We start from the raw sequence: 17,791 nt of genomic DNA on the forward strand, positions 1-17,791 counted from the left end.
CATGGCTCGGCAACTCAGCGCAACACTCACCCTGGATGCATTGCGCAAGCGCCTGGAACCTCCACCGCCCCAGGAGCCCGGAAAAAAGCGACTGATGAAGAGTGGCCCGCCCATTGCGGCGCGCAAGATTGACGTAACAGTCGACGCCGCCGACAGTCAGTTGATCCGTGACTGGCTGACGCAACTGCACCGGCTCAAGGGCGTACCCTTCAACTATCTGGTGGCGGATATCGCCATGTTGCCGGCCGAGTCGCTGCGCTTTTTTCAGGTCGACAAGGCCTGGATCGATGCCATGCTTGACGGGGCTTTCAGCCTTGGCGCAGCGGGCGTTGCGCCAGCGGCCACGCAGCAGGCGCGCCAGATGTTCAGCGATCAGGCGCAAGAGCAGGCCCGCACATCCGGGGCACGCCAGGCCATGCGCGAAGAGCAGTATTCGCATGTCGCCGCAAGCGACACCCAAGGCAATACAAAGGGCAACGCCTCTGACACGAGCGTCCGAAAGAGCCTGAGCGGTTTCCTCTTGCGCTCGACGCTGCTCAACAGTTGGCCGGGCCTTGAAGTCCAGGGTTTCGACAGTCTTCAGAGTGACAAGGCATTAGCCATCGTGCGCATGGAGCGGGTGGCGCCAGGCGTGCTGATGTGTCTGTTTGCGGGCCTGGTCAAGAAGGTCTGCTTCACCACACCCGGTGAAGCCGTGCACTTTGGCGTAGCCGAAGCCGGCAATGACATCGTCCGCAAGCATCTGCGCAGGTTAGAGAGCGATAACCCCAAGGATATCGGCACGTTCAACGGCGCCTCGGCAGAGGTCGGCTTTCGTCCCGGCGGGCGCCGCGTCATGCCCTTGGCCGGGTTAGCGGCAAACATGGCCCGCAGCGTCGGCAAGCCCCTCACGGCGGCCAGCTTCGCCCTGCAGATGGTCGAAAGCGTGGACAAGGTAACCTTTCAGTGGAGTGATTCATGAGCGATAACACACTGATCGTGGCGCTCGATGTCGCGGCAATGGTCGTGGGACTCGGCGATGTACAGGCCAATGCCCGCACGCTCGCAGCCATGGCTGACTTCTCGCAGTTGCCAGCCAGTGGACGGCCGGGCCCCTGGCTCAGTGAGCCAGTGCTTGCCAACAGCCAACCCTTTCAGGGTGAACAGCCAGCGCTAGCGGGTATTCACCTGCACTGGAACCTGCCCCGGCAATTGACCCGTGGCAAGACCGAAAAACAAGCGCTGATCTTTCCGGCAGTGCCCAACCGCTGGCTGGTGACGCGCATTGCCCTCCTCGCGAATGGCACAGATTCAGTGGTCCCCGTGTTGCGCAGCTGGGTGGTGGAAAGTGATCGCTGCACCGACAGCGCTGAGGTGGCGCCAGGCAAGCTGCAAACGACCCTACCGTTCGAGAACGAGCAATCGGGCCCTGGCTTTGCCTGGCTGGGCAAGGTATTTGACGCGGATCAATGGCAAGAGCAGCCCGGCCCTATTGCGCGCACGCCCAAACCGCTCACCGCACTGGGCTACGGTGAGCCCACCTTTGCCGCGTTCTACCCCAATTGCTCTTCGGTGTTCGGCTTTCATGATGACCTGGGTGGCTTGTCAACCGAAAAGCAGGTGGGCCTTACCTTGAGTTATCAGGTCAGTGGCTGGTATTCGGACTCGGAACAAGACCCGCTGCAACAGCCTTCTGGTGCCAGCCAGTTCGGCTGGAAAGCACCATCGGGCAACGAACCGGGCCAGCAACCCAATGCACTGTTCCTCAGTGGCATCGTCGACGGTATTGCCTGGCAAGCCGACAAGCAGTATCTGCAGCAAGACAAGGCGCAAGACAAGCCATCACTGACCGTAGCCATCGCTACCAGCACACGCGAAGCGCTTTCGGCATTGATGGCCGATGAGCTGAGCCCGGACAACACCGACCGGCTCGACAACACCGAAGAGGTTCTCAATGCCTTGCAATTTGGCCTGTTGTCCGACGCCGACAACCAGGCCACCTCGCTGACACGCTTCGAAGAGGCTGTACACGATGCAGGCTTTGTCACCCTGTCCGGCGGTGCGGTCTGGAGTATCGACCCGGTCACCAAAACGGATAAGAAGGATGCGCAGGAGGCCGATGCGAAAACACCTCAGGCCTCTGTCGAACAGACGAAGGCCCTTGGCGACCTGAACGATCTACAGGGCCAGGTCAACGTACTGGAGCGCGACATTCAGGCACTGCAATCACAGCTGTTCATTGATTGGTATCGGTACCAGATGATTGCCCATGCTTCGGCACGGGTACCGTCCAACCTTCAGAATGCACGGCCCGAGATGGTGAAACGGCTGCAAGACCAGGTGGCTGAAATCAACACACGGCAAGCGAAGCTGGACACCTTGCTGGATGGCATCAATCAGCGCGAGAAAGCCTTGAGCGCCGACTTGCCGACGTTGTTGACGCTCTCGAAACAAACCGCAGCACCGCGTTTTTATCAGCCGGTGGAACCGGTGTTGATGCTCGCCGGTGCCGATGTGCAGCCTGCGGCGCGTCATGCGCCGGACACCGGTAACGATGATGACAGCCACTGCCGATTGGCCTCGCAACTGATCGACAGCGTTACCCTCGCTTCAGGCGCAGTGCCTGGCAGCCCGGCCATGAGCCTTGACACCAAGGATGTAGTGCAACTGAACATCCCGGCTAGTCTGGCGCAGGCGCCGGTACTGCAAGCGCTGCTGGTGGATGCCCTGCATGTGGGCCCGGCCTTGCAAGCAGTACTGGTCGAAGAACTGGCCAGGCAGGCGGCTGCAAACGGTCAGGGCCCGCTCGACCGTCCCGCGACCCTGGCGCTGCTGAGCAACGCCTGCAAAACCCTGTCTGGCGACCCTGCCGATCCGGTGCACTATCAAGGCTGCGCCCCTGGGCCTGACTATTGTCAGGCGTGGGATGAGGCCATGTGGATGCCGTTTCTGCTGCAATACGAGGTGCAACTGCGCCCGGTGCAGACCGGTGCGCTGGTTGGGCCGGCGTTTATTCAGAACCACTTCAGCTTCAGCTTCGATGCCCTTGACCTCAGCTACACGGGTGAAGAATTGGCACCGGCACAGACCTACCGTGCCAGCGCACTGCTTTCGGCCAACGCCACACTCGGCCTGGCGGCTGAAATCAAACGCCATCTCGACAGCCGTGGCACTCCGGCCCTGCCGCTGGAGCAACTGCTCGACAAGGTCAGGCGGCTGCCACTGCTGGCGCAGAGCATGACCGGGTTCAACGATGCCCTGTTGATGCAGCAACATACCCTGCAAATGCACGTGAGGGATCCGCAGGAGAGCCTGCTGGCCAGCCAGGTCGAAGCCGCTGTCGGCGTAAACAACCGTCTTTCGCCACTGGCCCATAACAGCTTCATGCCATTGCGGGCCGGCTTGCTGCATGTCGAGCGGCTTCGACTGGTAGACGTTTTCGGCCGTTTCAAGGACTACCAGACGCTGCATACCGTGGTCGCCAAGGGCCTTCAGCCCCCTTCATCCGTGAGCGACCGCGAGGGCGCCTTTCTGCCGCCGCGCCTCATCCAGCCAGCGCGCCTGCAATTTCGCTGGCGCGCGGCACGACAGAGCTCGCTGGAAAGCAACAACGCCTCATCCAGCAGCCCGGTGCTGGGCTGGATCATGCCCAATCATCTGGACAACGCCTTGATGATCTATGCCGCCAACGGCATGCCATTGGGTGAGCTGGCGCTGACCGGTGCCCGGGTCGTCTGGACACCGGCGCCCATGGGTGGCTTTGCGTTCGGCACCGCGCTGGCGAGCGTGTTCAAAGGTCAGCCTGCGGATTTGACGCATTTCGCCGAGCGCCTGTACAACAACGGCCACTCAGAGCACCTGGCGCCTTTCCTGGCGTCCGTGAACAATGCGTTGCGCTTTTCGTTGCCGGCACAATTTGCCGAAACCGCTCAGCAAGTGGTCCTGACCGGCCAGCCGCTGGTGCTGGCCCGCGCCAGCCTGGCGCTGGAACTGGCGGGCCCCGCTGCGCACCATCAAGGCTGGGATCGTTTCGAGCAGTCGCTGCTGCACAATGACCAACCCGACGACGCCGGGGTGCGCCAGGTACGGTTCCCGGTACGCCTCGGTGCACTGAACCAGCTGGACGACACCTTGGTGGGCTACTGGATCGACCCGAAATGCCGCGAAGATTTCCAGCATTTCCATGCGCCCTATGACGAAGCCATCAAAGCCGGCGACAGCCCGCAACCCCACGACGCCCTGACCCTTGTCCCCAGCGCAGACCCGGTGGAAGTGCTGATGCTGCTCGACCCGCGCGGCAGCGTGCATGCCAGCAGTGGCATCCTGCCGGTGAAGAACATCGATATCCCGCCGGTGCATTACGCCCCTGCCCTGGCTTCTCTGGAAGTGACCTTCGAGAATTTTCCGGTGTTATCGGGTCGCACCCTGCCCGATGTCGGCGACCCGAACTCACCGATGTCGATGATCCTGCCGGGCGTCGCCAGCGGCGACTGGCACTGGATCATCGCTGACAACCAGACCTGGAACAGCACCGCCCTGACCGACATCAACAATGCCAAGAGCACCCTGGACTACAGCCCTCAACACATCACCGAGGGCTGGCTGCGCATCCGCCGCAGCGTGGGCGAGAAGAAAGCCGAATGATTCGAGCTAAACCCGGCTCACCTCGCGAATAAACCCCATCAACGCCGCGGCCGCCGGCGAATGCAGGCTGCCCATCCGACAGGTCATGCCGATCGACCGCTGGGTGTGCGGCATCGGCAGCACCAGCGGGCACAGCTCGCCCAGTTCGATCTCGTGCTGAAGTTGATGGGCTGACACGGCGGCAAGCATGTCCGAGTGCAGCAGCAAGCCGCGAATGATCGCCAGGTCGCCGCTTTCCACCACCGGCCACGGTGCGGTCATGCCGGAGGCTGCAAAAAACTCATCGAGAATCGGCCGCGCCGGCGAGCCCGGCCGCGGCAATACCCAGCGTGCGCCGGAAAGGTCGCTTACGTTCACCTCACGCCCCAGCAAGGCATGGCCGCGGCGGGCCAGAATCACCAGTTCTTCGCTCAGCAATGCCTCGCCGACCAGATCGCTGGCATAACCCGGCGCGCGCAAGGCGCCAAAGATGAAATCCACATCCCCGGCGCGCAGGTCGGTTGCCAGCAAATCGAAGGGGCTTTCGTTGGTCACCACGCGCACCTGCGGGTGTTGTGTGGTCAGGCGCAAGATCGCTTGCGGCAGAATCCGTGTGCGGCCCAGCGGCAAGGCGCCGACCATGACCACGCCCTGCAAGGCGCCTTGCAGCTGCGCCAGATCGTCCTGCAAGTGGCGCAGTTCGTTGAGTGCCCGACGGATCGGAAACTGAATGTCCAGGCTGGCGCGGGTCGGCTGCAAGCCACGCGGCGTGCGCTCGAACAGGCTGCAACCGCAACCGCTCTCCAGCACTTTAAGCGCCGCGCTGACCGCCGGCTGGGTCAGGCCGAACAGGCTGGCCACGGTCTGCATATGGTGGGTTTCACAGAGTTTGACGAACACCTGCAAACGCCGCACCTGATACAGATAAATCGGCTCTGCACTGTGCCCCAGCAGGCGCGCCACGCTTTGCAGCTCTTCCAGTACCTGACGCGCGCGCGGCAACAAGCGCTCGCCGTAACCGGTCAGGCGCATGCCATTGGCGTGACGCTCGAACAACGGCACGCCCAAGTGCGCCTCCAGGTCGGCAATCGCCCGGGTCACCACCGACTGGGCACGAAACAGCACCTCGCTGGCTTTCGACACGCTGCCCTGCTCGGCCACCCGTACGAAGGCGCGGACCTGCATCAGGTTGGGAAACTCATCAAGCATTCAGATTCACTCACAGGGCGCCAGGACTTGCAGCATCGGGCATTCAGGCGATTCATGCAAACATCCGATAAACAAAACGCATACCTGATGCAACGCAACGCATTGGGCCTTAACCCTCAGCGCTGACATCCTCGATAAAAAGCCAAGAGGAGTCACCCGTCATGAATGCCGTATCCAGAAGTGCCCTTGTCGTCAGCGCCCACTCCGCCGATTTCGTCTGGCGTGCCGGTGGCGCCATCGCCCTGCATGCCAGCAAAGGCTACGACGTCCACATCGTTTGCCTGTCGTTCGGTGAGCGTGGCGAGTCGGCCAAGCTGTGGCGCAAGGGCGAGATGACCGAAGACAAGGTCAAGGCTTCGCGCCGCGAAGAAGCCCAGGCGGCCGCCGATATCCTTGGCGCCAGCGTCGAATTCTTTGACATCGGCGACTACCCGATGCGCGCCGACACCGACACCCTGTTCCGCCTGGCCGATGTGTTTCGTCGCGTACAGCCGGAGTTTGTGCTCAGCCACTCGATCAAGGACCCGTACAACTACGACCACCCGCTGGCCATGAACCTGACCCAGGAAGCGCGCATCATCGCCCAGGCTGAAGGCTACAAGCCCGGCGAGAAAATCGTCGGCGCGCCGCCGGTGTATGCCTTCGAGCCGCACCAGCCCGAGCAATGCGAGTGGCGCCCGGACACCTTCCTCGACATCACCGAGGTCTGGGACAAGAAATACGCCGCCATCCAGTGCATGGCCGGGCAAGAACACCTGTGGGAGTACTACACTCGCGTCGCGCTGCAACGTGGCGTGCAGGCCAAGCGCAACGTCGGCATCACTTCCAGCCGCAACATCATCTACGCCGAAGGCTTGCAGAGTATCTTCCCCCGCGTGACGGAGAACCTGGCATGAGTACGCTGATTGGCAAGAAAGGCGTGGTACTGCGCACTATCCCCCGCGCAGACAGCGCGGTGATCGATGAACTGGCCCGCTACGGCGTGGCCACCGTACACGAAGCCCAAGGCCGCAAGGGCTTGCTCGGCACCGGCATCCGGCCGATCCAGCAAGGCGTGTCGGTGGCCGGTTCTGCCGTCACCGTGCTGGTGGCGCCGGGCGATAACTGGATGTTCCATGTCGCGGTCGAGCAGTGCCAGGCCGGCGATATTCTGGTGGTCGCGCCCAGCTCGCCGTGTGAGGACGGTTATTTCGGTGACCTGCTGGCGACTTCGTTGCAGGCTCGTGGCGTACGCGCACTGGTGATCGATGCCGGCGTGCGCGACACCCAGACCTTGCGGCAGATGGGCTTTTCGGTGTGGTCCAAAGCCATCAATGCCCAGGGCACTGTCAAGGAAGTCATCGGCTCGGTGAACCTGCCGCTGTTGTGTGCCGGCCAACTGGTGAATGCCGGCGACATCGTGATTGCCGACGACGACGGCGTGGTGATCGTGCGCCTGAGTGAGGCGCAGCAGGTGGTCGAGGCTGCGCGCAAGCGTGCCGAGGTCGAAGAGCAAAAGCGCCTGCGCCTGGCCGCTGGCGAACTGGGTCTGGACATCTACAACATGCGCGAGCGCCTGGTCGCCGAAGGCCTGCGCTACATCGACAGCCTCGAGGAACTGGAGAACTGAGATGAGCCAGACGCGCATTCCCTGTTTGTTGATGCGAGGCGGCACCTCCAAGGGCGCCTACTTTCTGGCCGACGACCTGCCGAGCGACCCGCACCTGCGCGACCAGGTGCTGCTGGCGGCGATGGGCTCGCCGGACAGCCGGCAGATCGACGGCATCGGCGGCGCTGACTCGCTGACCAGCAAGGTCGCCATCGTGCGCGCCTCCAGGCGCAGCGATGCCGATGTCGACTACCTGTTCGCGCAGGTGCTGGTCGACGAAGCGCGGGTCGACTATGGCCAGAACTGCGGCAATATCCTTGCCGGCATCGGCCCGTTCGCCATCGAGCGCGGGCTGGTGGCGGTGCAGGATGAACTGACCACCGTGCGCATCTTCATGGAAAACACCGGCCAGATCGCCGTGGCGCGGGTGGCGACTGCGCACGGCCAGGTGAACTATGCCGGCAACGCCCGCATCGACGGCGTGCCCGGCACGGCGGCGGCGCAGGTGATCGAGTTTGCCGATGTCGCCGGCTCCAGTTGTGGTGCCTTGCTGCCAACCGGCAATGCGCTGGACCGCTTCGACGGCATTGAAGTGACCTGCATCGACAACGGCATGCCGGTGATCCTGCTGCGCGCCGAAGACCTGGGCCGCAGCGGCTATGAAAGCCGCGAAGCGCTGGACGCCGATGACGACTTGAAGGCGCGCCTGGAGTCGATTCGCCTGCAAGCCGGGCCGCGCATGAACCTGGGCGATGTCAGCCAGCGCAATGTGCCGAAAATGTGCCTGATTGCCGCGCCGCAGGCCGGTGGCGCGATCAGTACCCGCAGTTTCATCCCGCACCGCTGCCACGCCTCGATTGGCGTGTTCGGCGCGGTCAGCGTGGCCAGCGCCTGCCTGATTCCAGGCTCGGTGGCAGCGCCGCTGGCCCAGGTGAGCAACGACGCCTTGCAGCGCCTGTCGGTGGAACACCCGAGTGGCGAGTTCACGGTCGAACTGCATCTGGACAACGGCTTGCCCACCCGCTGCGGCCTGCTGCGCACGGCACGCTTGCTGTTCGATGGCTACGTGAACATCCCGCGTGCGGTGTGGAGCCAGGCATTGGCGTAACGCCTGGAAGCTATCGAGCGCATCGATAGCGGTCCATCAATACGATCTGTTGGTCTTGCCGACCTGCATCCCTCAGCCTCCTCGTCCATAACAAGACGAGGAGATTGACCCATGGGCGCCCTGCACCTGCACTGCAACACCCTGTTCGACGGCACCGACCTGATTGCCCGCCACCACCAGACGCTGATCATCGAGAACGGCCTGATACGCCATGTCGGGCCGACCACGCAGGCGCCGCGACCTGACGTTGGCGACCGCCAAGTGCGTGGCGACTTCGTCATGCCGGGGCTGGTGGATGTCCACACCCATCTGGCGTTCGGCAATGCCCAGAGCGAGGAAGACATCGATCTGTGGACCAGCGACGAATTCCGTGCCTTGCGCGGGATGTTCTTTGCCCAGCACGTACTCGCCGCCGGCGTCACCTCGATGATCTGCCCCGGTGACAGCGGCCAGCTCAGCATCGCGGTGCGCAATTCGGTGAACGCCGGGCTGTTCGAAGGCCCGCGCATCGCCGCCAGCAGCCGGGTGATCACCAATCGCCAGAGCCTCAACGACTGGTTTCCCAGCCGCGTCGGCGCCCCGGAATACTTCACCGCCGCCCTGGTCACCAGCCGTACCGACGCCATCGCCGAGATTCGCAAGCAGGCCAAGGACGGCGTCGACCTGATCAAGATCGCCATGGACGGCACGCACCGGCGCCCCAATGGCGAGATCATTGCCGCCTTCACCCTGGATGAAACCCGCGAGATGGTCGACGAGATCCACCGCCTCGGCTGCCGGGTCGCGACCCACGCCTATGGCCGGGAAGCGGTGATGTACGCGGCCAAGGCCAGGGTCGACCTGGTGTTTCATGCGTTCTACATGGATGACGCCTGCATCGAGGCGCTGTTGCAGGCCGGCAGCGTGCTGGCGCCGACCATGACCTTTCCGCAGAACACGGTGGACTTCTGTCAGCCCCATGATCCGGCGATTACCACCGGTTACGCCGGCTATTGCGCACGGACCCTGGAAGTGGGCACGCCGGTGCTCAAGCGCGCCAAGGCTGCCGGCATTCCGTTCGCCTGTGGCAGCGACAGCGGCTTTGCCGTAACGCCGTATGGCGAATGGCACGCCCGCGAACTTGAGTTACTGGTCACCCGCCTCGGCTTTACCCCGGCTGAGGCGCTGTATGCCGCGACCAACGTCGGTGCACGCTTGATGCCGCGTGGCGAAACACTCGGCACGCTGGAAGCCGGCAAGCAGGCCGATCTGTTGCTGCTCGACGGCTCGCCGCTGGAGGACATTCGCCTCCTGCAGGACCGCCAGCGCCTGCAGGCGGTGTACAAGGCCGGCGTACCGGTCAACCTGACGCGCACGGCTTACAACCCCAAGCAGGTTTCGGATTTCAACAGCCTGAAGTGGACCGACTTGTACACCCGCGACCGCGTCGCGCAGCTGGGCAAAGGAAATCTGGGCAAAGGGAGCCTGTGAGCATGGCCGTACTGGATTTTGAACAAGCATTGCAACTGGCCGCCGCGACCCTGCGCCATGCCCGCCACCTGGGCCTGCGCCCGCTGGCGGCGGCGGTGCTTGATGCGGCCGGGCACCCGTTGGCAGTGTTGCGCGACGAATATGCCAGTTTTCTGCGCCCGCAGATCGCCACCGGCAAGGCCCGCGGTTGCCTGGGCATGGGCTTTGGCGGCCGTGAACTGGCAAGGCGTGCCCAGGCGATGCCGGGCTTTTTCGACGCCATCAACAGCTTGACCGGAGGTGAAGTGATCCCGGTGGCCGGCGGGGTTCTGCTACGCAACCCTGAAGGCGAGTTGCTGGGCGCTATCGGCGTCAGCGGCGACACCTCGGACAACGATGAACGCTGCGCGCTGCTGGCCATCGCCGAACTGGGCCTGCGCGGCGACACCGGTGATGCTCAGGCGTGAGCTTGCGCCTGCAGCAATAACTGCTGACGCAACCAGGCCAGCGCCGGGTCCTGATCTTGCTGGGGATGCCACTGCAATACTTGCACCGCCGCCGGAAACGCCACCGGCGCGGACAGCACATGCAGCGGGTAACGTTGCGCCAGCGCCTCGGCCTGTCGGCGAAACAGCGTGGCGACGCGGGGCGTGCCGACCACATAGTCGGCCATCAGCGAAAAGCTCGGCACGCTGACCGCCACCCGCCGTTCGATGCCGATGTCGCGCAGGTGCTGGGCATCCAGCGAAAGGTTCTGGCCGTCGGCGAACTCGCGCAAGACATGCTCGGCCGCACAGTAAGCCTCCAGACTCAGGCCCTGCGTCCAGCCGGGCTGTTCGGCGCACACCAGGCAACACAGCTCGTCACGCAACAGCGGCGCCTGCGCATAGCGCGGGTTGACCCGTTGCTGCGGCACGATCACCAGATCGCTGCGCCGATACTCCAACGCCTCGGCCACCACATCGCCGTCGCGCGGCAAGGGAAAGTCGCGCACCACCAGAGTGATGCCCGGCGCACGCTGCGACAGTGTGCGGCTGACGGCCGGCAGCAGGGTCGCCGCCACATAGTCCGAGGCCACGATCGTGAAACGCCGCTCACAACGCGCAGGCTCGAACAGCACCGAGGCATCGATCACCTCCCCGGCCAGCGCCAACACCTCACGCACCTTGGGCGCCAGCTCACGGGCCAGCGCACTGGGTTCCAGATTACGCCCGACCGCCACCAGCAACGGATCCTGAAAATGCTCGCGCAACCGCGCCAGGGCTGCACTGGTCGCCGACTGCCCCAGATTAAGCCGCTGCGCCGCACGACTGACGCTGCACTCTTCGAGCAACGCATCAAGAGCCACCAACAGATTGAGATCGAGACGACGGTAGCGCATGGACATGCCTGTAACAAAGGATGAAGCGGATTCTATGCGGCCTTATCGGCAAAGCCCACGTAAAAAACCCCGAACTCATCGCGCATGGGGGCCTCAAAACTGTACATGCACAGGAGAAGTCCCCATGAGCAATGACAGCAAACATGAACGAGACGGCGCCGGCCAACCGACCGATGCGCAAGGTAAACCGGTGGATGTGGTTCGCCGCGACCTGGAGGACACGAGCGGCAAGACCAGGGTCATCGACGAAGTGATCACCCCCAGCGACATCAGAACCAAGGAACAGGAGAACGAAGAATTGCAGCGCAAGGTCGACGAGGTCGAGCGCAAGGTGGCGGATGGGCGGTAATTGCAGCACGTCTGCTCGCGATTAAAACCGCTGCTACGGGGCCAGGCTCTCCGTAGAGGCGGTTTTAACCGCGAACGCCGAACCCATCATTCAGATCGATAATAACCTTCGGTCCATTCGATTCGTTAATAGTTCCCCCCCGCAACAGAATCCGCCCATTCCCTATTCTCTCTGGCGGATTCTCCATGGCTCGCTCACTGCATCATTTGCGCTTTCCCCTTACTGCTCTGGCCCTGGTGGTGATCAGTGCCTGTGGCCAGGCGCCTCAGGCAACGTCGGGGCCGGGGGCACCCAAGGTCACGGTGGCCAAGGTCCTGGAACAGCCGATCAACGAGTGGGACGAGTTCACTGGCCGCCTGGAAGCGCCGGAAACTGTTGAAGTGCGTCCGCGTGTGTCGGGACAGATCGATCAGGTAGCCTTCACTGACGGCGCGCTGGTCAAGAAAGGCGATGTGCTGTTCCAGATCGACCCGCGTCCTTTCCAGGCTGAAGTCCGCCGCCTTGAAGCGCAGTTGCAACAAGCCCGCGCCGTAGCCAACCGCAGTGAAAACGAAGCCCAGCGTGGCGATCGTCTACGTGCCAACAATGCGATCTCTGCCGAACTGGCGGATTCGCGCAGCACCTCGGCCCAGGAAGCCAAGGCCGGGGTTGCCGCGATTCAGGCGCAACTGGACCTGGCGCGCCTGAACCTGAGCTTTACCCGCGTGACCGCACCGATCAGCGGCCGGGTCAGCCGCGCCGAGATCACCAGCGGCAACATCGTCACCGCCGACGTGACGCCGCTGACCAGCGTGGTCTCCACCGACAAGGTCTACGCCTACTTCGACGCCGACGAGCGTGTGTTCCTCAAGTACAACGAGCTGGCGCGCCAAGGCCAGCGCGGCCAGAGCACGCCGGTGTACCTGGGCCTGTCCAATGAAGCCGATAACCCGCACCTGGGGCAGATGAACTTCGTCGACAACCAGGTCAACCCGCGCACCGGCACCATCCGTGGCCGTGCGGTGTTCGACAACACCGACGGTCGCTTCACGCCGGGCCTGTACGCGCGCTTGAAGCTGGTCGGCAGCGCCACCTACTCGGCCGTGCTGATTCAAGACGATGCGGTCGGCACCGATCTGGGCAAGAAATACGTGCTGGTCATGGACAAGGACAACACCCCGACGTACCGCCCGGTAGAGCTGGGGCCGAAGCTTGAAGGCCTGCGCATCGTGCGCAGCGGTCTGGCCAAGGACGACACCATTGTGGTCAAGGGCTTGCAGCGCGTGCGTCCAGGCCAGGCGGTCGACCCTGAAGTCGCGCCGATGGCCACCGAGCAGACCCTGGCCGCCCTGCGTCAGCAACGCCAGGCGCTTGAGGCCAGCAACGAACCGCAAGTCAACAACAAGGCCACCGTCAAACTCGCCAGCGCCGTTATTGCGCCGCGCGGTTAAGGGACACATCCGATGAATTTTTCGACCTTTTTCATATCACGGCCGATTTTCGCCGCGGTGTTGTCATTGCTGGTGCTGATTGCCGGCTCCATCTCGCTGTTCCAGTTGCCGATCAGCGAATACCCCGAAGTCGTGCCGCCGACCGTGGTGGTACGCGCCAACTTTCCCGGCGCCAACCCCAAGGTGATCGGCGAAACCGTGGCCTCGCCACTGGAGCAGGCGATTACCGGCGTGGAGGGCATGCTGTACATGTCGTCCCAGGCCACCGCCGACGGCAAGCTGGCGCTGACCATCACCTTCGCGCTGGGCACCGACCTGGATAACGCGCAGGTGCAGGTGCAGAACCGTGTGACCCGCACCGAGCCCAAGTTGCCTGAAGAGGTGACGCGCATCGGTATCACCGTCGACAAGGCCTCGCCCGACCTGACCATGGTCGTGCACTTGACCTCGCCCGATAACCGCTACGACATGCTCTACCTGTCCAACTACGCCGTGCTCAACATCAAGGATGAGCTGGCGCGACTGGACGGCATCGGCGATGTACAACTGTTCGGCATGGGCGACTACTCGTTGCGCGTCTGGCTGGACCCGAACAAGACCGCTTCGCGCAACCTGACCGCCACCGACGTGGTCAACGCCATTCGCGAGCAGAACCGTCAGGTCGCCGCCGGGCAACTGGGCGCCCCGCCCTCGCCCAACGCCACCAGCTTCCAGATGTCGATCAACACCCAAGGCCGACTGGTCAGCGAGGAAGAGTTCGAGAACATCGTGATCCGCTCCGGCGCCAACGGTGAGATCACTCGCCTGAAGGATGTCGCCCGCATCGAGCTGGGTTCCAATCAGTACGCGCTGCGCTCGTTGCTCAATAACAAGCCGGCCGTGGCCATTCCGATCTTCCAGCGTCCGGGCTCCAATGCCATCGACATCTCCAACGATGTACGTGCGCGCATGGCCGAGCTGAAGAAAGGCTTCCCGCAGGGCATGGACTACGAGATCGTCTATGACCCGACCATCTTTGTCCGCGGCTCGATCGAGGCGGTGATTCACACGCTGTTCGAAGCGCTGATTCTGGTCGTGCTGGTGGTGATCCTGTTCCTGCAAACCTGGCGCGCCTCGATCATTCCGCTGGTCGCCGTGCCGGTGTCGCTGATCGGTACGTTTGCCGTGATGCACATGTTCGGCTTCTCGCTTAACGCCCTGTCGCTGTTCGGCCTGGTGCTGGCCATCGGTATCGTCGTCGACGACGCCATCGTGGTGGTCGAGAACGTCGAGCGTAATATCGAGCTGGGCCTGGAGCCGGTGGCCGCGACGCACAAGGCCATGGGCGAAGTGACCGGGCCGATCATCGCCACGGCGCTGGTGCTGTGTGCGGTGTTTATCCCGGCGGCGTTCATTTCTGGGTTGACCGGGCAGTTCTACAAGCAGTTCGCACTGACCATTGCCATTTCAACAGTGATCTCGGCGTTCAACTCGCTGACCCTGTCGCCGGCACTGGCAGCCGTATTGCTCAAGGGCCACGACGCACCGAAAGACCGCTTCTCACGGGTGCTTGACCGGATGTTCGGTGGCTGGCTGTTCCGTCCGTTCAACCGCTTCTTCGAAAAAGCCAGCCGGGGTTATGTCGGCACCGTCGCGCGGGTCATTCGCAGCAGCGGCATTGCGCTGCTGGTGTATGCCGGCCTCATGGTCCTGACCTGGATGGGCTTTGCCAGCACCCCGACCGGCTTTGTGCCCGGCCAGGACAAACAATACCTGGTGGCGTTTGCACAGTTGCCGGATGCGGCGAGCCTGGACCGCACTGAAGATGTGATCAAGCGCATGTCGGAACTGGCCCTCAAGCAGCCGGGTGTCGAGAACGCGATTGCCTTCCCGGGCCTGTCGATCAACGGCTTTACCAACAGCCCGAACAACGGCGTGGTGTTTGTCGCACTCAAGCCGTTCGACCAGCGCAAGGACCCGAGCCAGTCGGCGAATGCCATCGCCGGTGCCCTGAACGGCCAGTTTGCGTCGATTCAGGAAGCCTACATGGCGATCTTCCCGCCACCGCCGGTACAAGGCCTGGGCACCATTGGCGGTTTCCGCCTGCAGATTCAGGACCGTGGCAACCTCGGTTATGACGAGCTGTACAAGGAAACCCAGAACATCATCACCAAGAGCCGCAGCGTGCCGGAGCTGGCCGGCCTGTTCACCAGCTATACAGTGAACGTGCCGCAGGTCGATGCCGCCATCGACCGTGAAAAGGCCAAGACCCACGGCGTGGCGATCAGTGACATCTTCGACACCCTGCAGGTTTACCTGGGTTCGCTGTACGCCAACGACTTCAACCGTTTTGGCCGTACTTACCAGGTCAACGTTCAGGCCGAGCAACAGTTCCGTCAGGACGCCGACCAGATCGGCCAGCTCAAGGTACGCAACAACCTGGGCGAGATGATCCCGCTGGCGACCTTCGTCAAGGTCACCGACACCGCAGGGCCTGACCGGGTCATGCACTACAACGGCTTCATCACGGCCGAGATCAACGGTGCGGCCGCACCGGGCTACAGCTCCGGCCAGGCCGAGGCGGCGATCGAGAAACTGCTCAACAGTGAATTGCCCAACGGCATGACCTTCGAGTGGACCGACCTGACCTACCAGCAGATTCTGTCGGGCAATACCGCGCTGTTCGTGTTCCCGCTGTGTGTGCTACTGGCGTTCCTGGTGCTGGCGGCGCAGTACGAAAGCTGGAGCCTGCCACTGGCGGTGATCCTGATCGTACCGATGACCCTGCTTTCGGCGATTGCCGGGGTGATCATTGCTGGCAGCGACAACAACATCTTTACCCAGATCGGCCTGATCGTACTGGTGGGCCTGGCGTGCAAGAACGCGATTCTGATCGTCGAGTTTGCCAAGGATAAACAAGCCGAAGGCCTGAGCCCGCTGGATGCGGTACTGGAAGCCTGCCGCCTGCGCCTGCGGCCGATTCTGATGACCTCGTTCGCCTTCATCATGGGTGTGGTGCCACTGGTGTTGTCCAGCGGTGCAGGTGCCGAGATGCGCCATGCGATGGGTGTCGCGGTGTTCTCCGGCATGCTCGGGGTGACCTTCTTCGGCCTGCTGCTGACCCCGGTGTTCTATGTCCTGATCCGTAACTTCGTTGAACGCCGCGAGGCCCGCAAGGCGGCCCGCATCGCCCAACAACCGACCCTGCCTGTGGAGGCGCACTGATGAGCGCGGTAAAACTCTTTGCCCCAAGCCTGTTGGTTCTGGCGCTGGCGGCCTGCGCCGTCGGCCCGGACTACAAGGCGCCTGAAACCGCCGCCGCGCAGATTGTCGCCAGTGAACAGGCCAGCACCGAAAAAGCCGCTTATGACCGCAGCCGCAGCGCTGCCAACTGGTGGCAGCAGTTCGAAGACCCGACGCTGGACAAGCTGGTCAATCAGTCGCTGGCCGGTAACCGTGATCTACGGGTGGCGTTTGCCCGGCTCAAGGCAGCCCGGGCGATTCGTGACGATGTGGCCAATGACCGCATGCCGGTGATCACCAGCCGCGCCAGCAGCGACATCGGCAAGGGCCAGATACCCGGCCAGACCGAGCAGCGGGTCAACAGCGAACGCTACGACCTGGGCCTGGACATGGCCTGGGAAGTCGACCTGTTCGGCCGCATCCAGCGCCAACTGGAAGCCAGCGACGCTGACCAGCAGGTGGCCGAAGCCAATCTGTACCAGTTGCAGGTCACCTTGATTGCCGATGTGGTCGATGCCTACGGCAAGCTGCGCGGCGCCCAACTGCGTGAAGCCATTGCCCGCGACAACCTGAAAAACCAGGATGACTCGCGCAATGTCACCCGTCAGTTGCGTGATGCCGGCGTCGGCAACGAGCTGGATGTGGTGCGCGCCGACGCACGCCTGGCGGCTGTCGAAGCCAGCGTGCCGCAGTTGCAGGCCGAGCAGGTGCGCCAGCGCAACCGCATCGCGACCCTGCTGGGCGAGCGGCCAAACGCTTTGAGTGTGGACCTGGGGCCGGCCGGACTGCCGGCCATCGTCAAGACGCTGGCAATTGGCGATCCAGGCCAGGTGTTGCGCCAACGCCCCGACGTACGCGCCGCCGAGCGGCAACTGGCAGCCGCCACCGCACGGATTGGCGTGGCCACTGCCGACCTGTTTCCACGGGTCAGCCTTAGCGGTTTTCTCGGCTTTACCGCAGGGCGCGGGTCGCAGATTGGCTCATCGGCCGCCAAGGCCTGGAGCCTGGGGCCGAGCATCACCTGGGCGGCCTTCGACCTGGGCAGCGTAAGGGCGCAGATCCGTAGCGCCGACGCCGATGCCGAAGGCGCTCTGGCCGGTTACGAGCAGCAAGTGCTGCTGGCGCTGGAAGAGTCGGAAAACGCCTTCAGCGATTACAACAAGCGCCAGCAGCGCTTGCTCGCCCTGCTGCGCCAGAGCGAAGCCAGCCGCGAGGCGGCGCGCCTGGCCTCGGTGCAATACCGTGAAGGCACCGCCGATTTCCTGGTGTTGCTCGACGCCGAACGTGAGCGCCTGGCCGCCGAAGACGCTCAGGCCCAGGCACAGATCGACCTGTATCAAGGCATCGTGGCGATCTACAAGGCGCTGGGTGGAGGCTGGCAGTCGTAGGCGCGCTCGCCCGGCCTACAGATTTGACAGCTGCCTTCGTCTCTTTGAAGCTGCATGTCTCAAAG

General features: G+C 63.4%; 13 protein-coding genes. 11 read left to right on the top strand and 2 right to left on the bottom strand.

Going from position 1 to position 17,791, the window contains the following annotated elements:
• Position 1 precedes the first annotated feature (1 nt).
• Together ACYAS9_RS13490 and ACYAS9_RS13495 are read left to right on the top strand one after the other, a co-directional pair.
• Positions 2 to 961 carry a hypothetical protein gene (locus ACYAS9_RS13490; RefSeq protein WP_463568792.1) on the top strand — a complete coding sequence of 320 codons (960 nt, stop codon included), beginning with the start codon at positions 2 to 4 and terminating at the stop codon, positions 959 to 961.
• Complete coding sequence (locus ACYAS9_RS13495) at positions 958 to 4,623, top strand: hypothetical protein (RefSeq protein WP_463568793.1); 3,666 nt, start codon at positions 958 to 960, stop codon at positions 4,621 to 4,623. The genes ACYAS9_RS13490 and ACYAS9_RS13495 overlap by 4 nt, the downstream gene beginning before the upstream one ends.
• Positions 4,624 to 4,629: 6 nt before the next feature.
• Here the strand turns inward: ACYAS9_RS13495 and ACYAS9_RS13500 are convergent, their stop codons facing one another.
• Complete coding sequence (locus ACYAS9_RS13500) at positions 4,630 to 5,811, bottom strand: LysR family transcriptional regulator (protein WP_463568794.1); 1,182 nt, start codon at positions 5,809 to 5,811, stop codon at positions 4,630 to 4,632.
• A gap of 161 nt (positions 5,812 to 5,972) precedes the next feature.
• Between ACYAS9_RS13500 and galB the strand changes: the two genes are divergently transcribed.
• The 5 genes from galB to ACYAS9_RS13525 all read left to right on the top strand — a co-directional run bounded on the left by galB (position 5,973) and on the right by ACYAS9_RS13525 (position 10,423).
• Positions 5,973 to 6,707: a 4-oxalmesaconate hydratase gene (galB, locus tag ACYAS9_RS13505; protein ID WP_463568795.1), complete on the top strand. Its 735-nt coding sequence runs from the start codon at positions 5,973 to 5,975 to the stop codon at positions 6,705 to 6,707.
• Complete coding sequence (locus tag ACYAS9_RS13510; RefSeq protein ID WP_463568796.1) at positions 6,704 to 7,420, top strand: 4-carboxy-4-hydroxy-2-oxoadipate aldolase/oxaloacetate decarboxylase; 717 nt, start codon at positions 6,704 to 6,706, stop codon at positions 7,418 to 7,420. The genes galB and ACYAS9_RS13510 overlap by 4 nt, the downstream gene beginning before the upstream one ends.
• Before the next feature lies 1 nt (position 7,421).
• A complete protein-coding gene (locus ACYAS9_RS13515) occupies positions 7,422 to 8,507 on the top strand; it encodes a 4-oxalomesaconate tautomerase (protein WP_463568797.1) in 1,086 nt (361 codons plus the stop codon).
• 111 nt (positions 8,508 to 8,618) lie between these two features.
• Positions 8,619 to 9,977 carry a metal-dependent hydrolase family protein gene (locus tag ACYAS9_RS13520; RefSeq protein ID WP_463568798.1) on the top strand — a complete coding sequence of 453 codons (1,359 nt, stop codon included), beginning with the start codon at positions 8,619 to 8,621 and terminating at the stop codon, positions 9,975 to 9,977.
• Positions 9,978 to 9,979: 2 nt separating this feature from the next.
• Complete coding sequence (locus ACYAS9_RS13525) at positions 9,980 to 10,423, top strand: GlcG/HbpS family heme-binding protein (RefSeq protein ID WP_463568799.1); 444 nt, start codon at positions 9,980 to 9,982, stop codon at positions 10,421 to 10,423.
• Here the strand turns inward: ACYAS9_RS13525 and ACYAS9_RS13530 are convergent.
• A complete protein-coding gene (locus tag ACYAS9_RS13530; RefSeq protein ID WP_463568800.1) occupies positions 10,414 to 11,337 on the bottom strand; it encodes a LysR family transcriptional regulator in 924 nt (307 codons plus the stop codon). The two genes, ACYAS9_RS13525 and ACYAS9_RS13530, sit on opposite strands and share 10 nt — an antisense overlap.
• 124 nt (positions 11,338 to 11,461) lie before the next feature.
• On the opposite strand from ACYAS9_RS13530, the gene ACYAS9_RS13535 reads away from it, so the two are divergent.
• From ACYAS9_RS13535 to ACYAS9_RS13550, 4 genes are all read left to right on the top strand, one after another.
• The gene (locus tag ACYAS9_RS13535) at positions 11,462 to 11,686 is read left to right on the top strand and encodes a hypothetical protein (RefSeq protein WP_463568801.1); all 225 of its coding nucleotides are present in this window, start codon (positions 11,462 to 11,464) and stop codon (positions 11,684 to 11,686) included.
• Between the two features lie 185 nt (positions 11,687 to 11,871).
• Positions 11,872 to 13,116: a multidrug efflux RND transporter periplasmic adaptor subunit MexE gene (gene mexE, locus ACYAS9_RS13540; protein WP_463568802.1), complete on the top strand. Its 1,245-nt coding sequence runs from the start codon at positions 11,872 to 11,874 to the stop codon at positions 13,114 to 13,116.
• 12 nt (positions 13,117 to 13,128) lie between these two features.
• Positions 13,129 to 16,320, top strand: a complete 3,192-nt coding sequence (locus ACYAS9_RS13545; protein ID WP_463568803.1) for an efflux RND transporter permease subunit — start codon at positions 13,129 to 13,131, stop codon at positions 16,318 to 16,320.
• Positions 16,320 to 17,726 (top strand): efflux transporter outer membrane subunit, encoded by a 1,407-nt coding sequence (locus tag ACYAS9_RS13550; RefSeq protein ID WP_463568804.1) that lies wholly within the window; start codon positions 16,320 to 16,322, stop codon positions 17,724 to 17,726. Before ACYAS9_RS13545 ends, ACYAS9_RS13550 begins: the two co-directional genes overlap by 1 nt.
• The last annotated feature ends 65 nt before the right edge of the window (positions 17,727 to 17,791 follow it).

Source organism: Pseudomonas sp. HP_08, from assembly GCF_055284095.1.

What these genes read in the sequence shown, in the direction of transcription:
- ACYAS9_RS13490 (WP_463568792.1), top strand. Translation starts at nt 2, where the DNA reads ATGGCTCGGCAACTCAGCGCAACACTCACCCTGGATGCATTGCGCAAG.
- ACYAS9_RS13495 (WP_463568793.1), top strand. Translation starts at nt 958, where the DNA reads ATGAGCGATAACACACTGATCGTGGCGCTCGATGTCGCGGCAATGGTC.
- ACYAS9_RS13500 (WP_463568794.1), bottom strand. Translation starts at nt 5,811, where the DNA reads ATGCTTGATGAGTTTCCCAACCTGATGCAGGTCCGCGCCTTCGTACGG.
- galB (WP_463568795.1), top strand. Translation starts at nt 5,973, where the DNA reads ATGAATGCCGTATCCAGAAGTGCCCTTGTCGTCAGCGCCCACTCCGCC.
- ACYAS9_RS13510 (WP_463568796.1), top strand. Translation starts at nt 6,704, where the DNA reads ATGAGTACGCTGATTGGCAAGAAAGGCGTGGTACTGCGCACTATCCCC.
- ACYAS9_RS13515 (WP_463568797.1), top strand. Translation starts at nt 7,422, where the DNA reads ATGAGCCAGACGCGCATTCCCTGTTTGTTGATGCGAGGCGGCACCTCC.
- ACYAS9_RS13520 (WP_463568798.1), top strand. Translation starts at nt 8,619, where the DNA reads ATGGGCGCCCTGCACCTGCACTGCAACACCCTGTTCGACGGCACCGAC.
- ACYAS9_RS13525 (WP_463568799.1), top strand. Translation starts at nt 9,980, where the DNA reads ATGGCCGTACTGGATTTTGAACAAGCATTGCAACTGGCCGCCGCGACC.
- ACYAS9_RS13530 (WP_463568800.1), bottom strand. Translation starts at nt 11,337, where the DNA reads ATGCGCTACCGTCGTCTCGATCTCAATCTGTTGGTGGCTCTTGATGCG.
- ACYAS9_RS13535 (WP_463568801.1), top strand. Translation starts at nt 11,462, where the DNA reads ATGAGCAATGACAGCAAACATGAACGAGACGGCGCCGGCCAACCGACC.
- mexE (WP_463568802.1), top strand. Translation starts at nt 11,872, where the DNA reads ATGGCTCGCTCACTGCATCATTTGCGCTTTCCCCTTACTGCTCTGGCC.
- ACYAS9_RS13545 (WP_463568803.1), top strand. Translation starts at nt 13,129, where the DNA reads ATGAATTTTTCGACCTTTTTCATATCACGGCCGATTTTCGCCGCGGTG.
- ACYAS9_RS13550 (WP_463568804.1), top strand. Translation starts at nt 16,320, where the DNA reads ATGAGCGCGGTAAAACTCTTTGCCCCAAGCCTGTTGGTTCTGGCGCTG.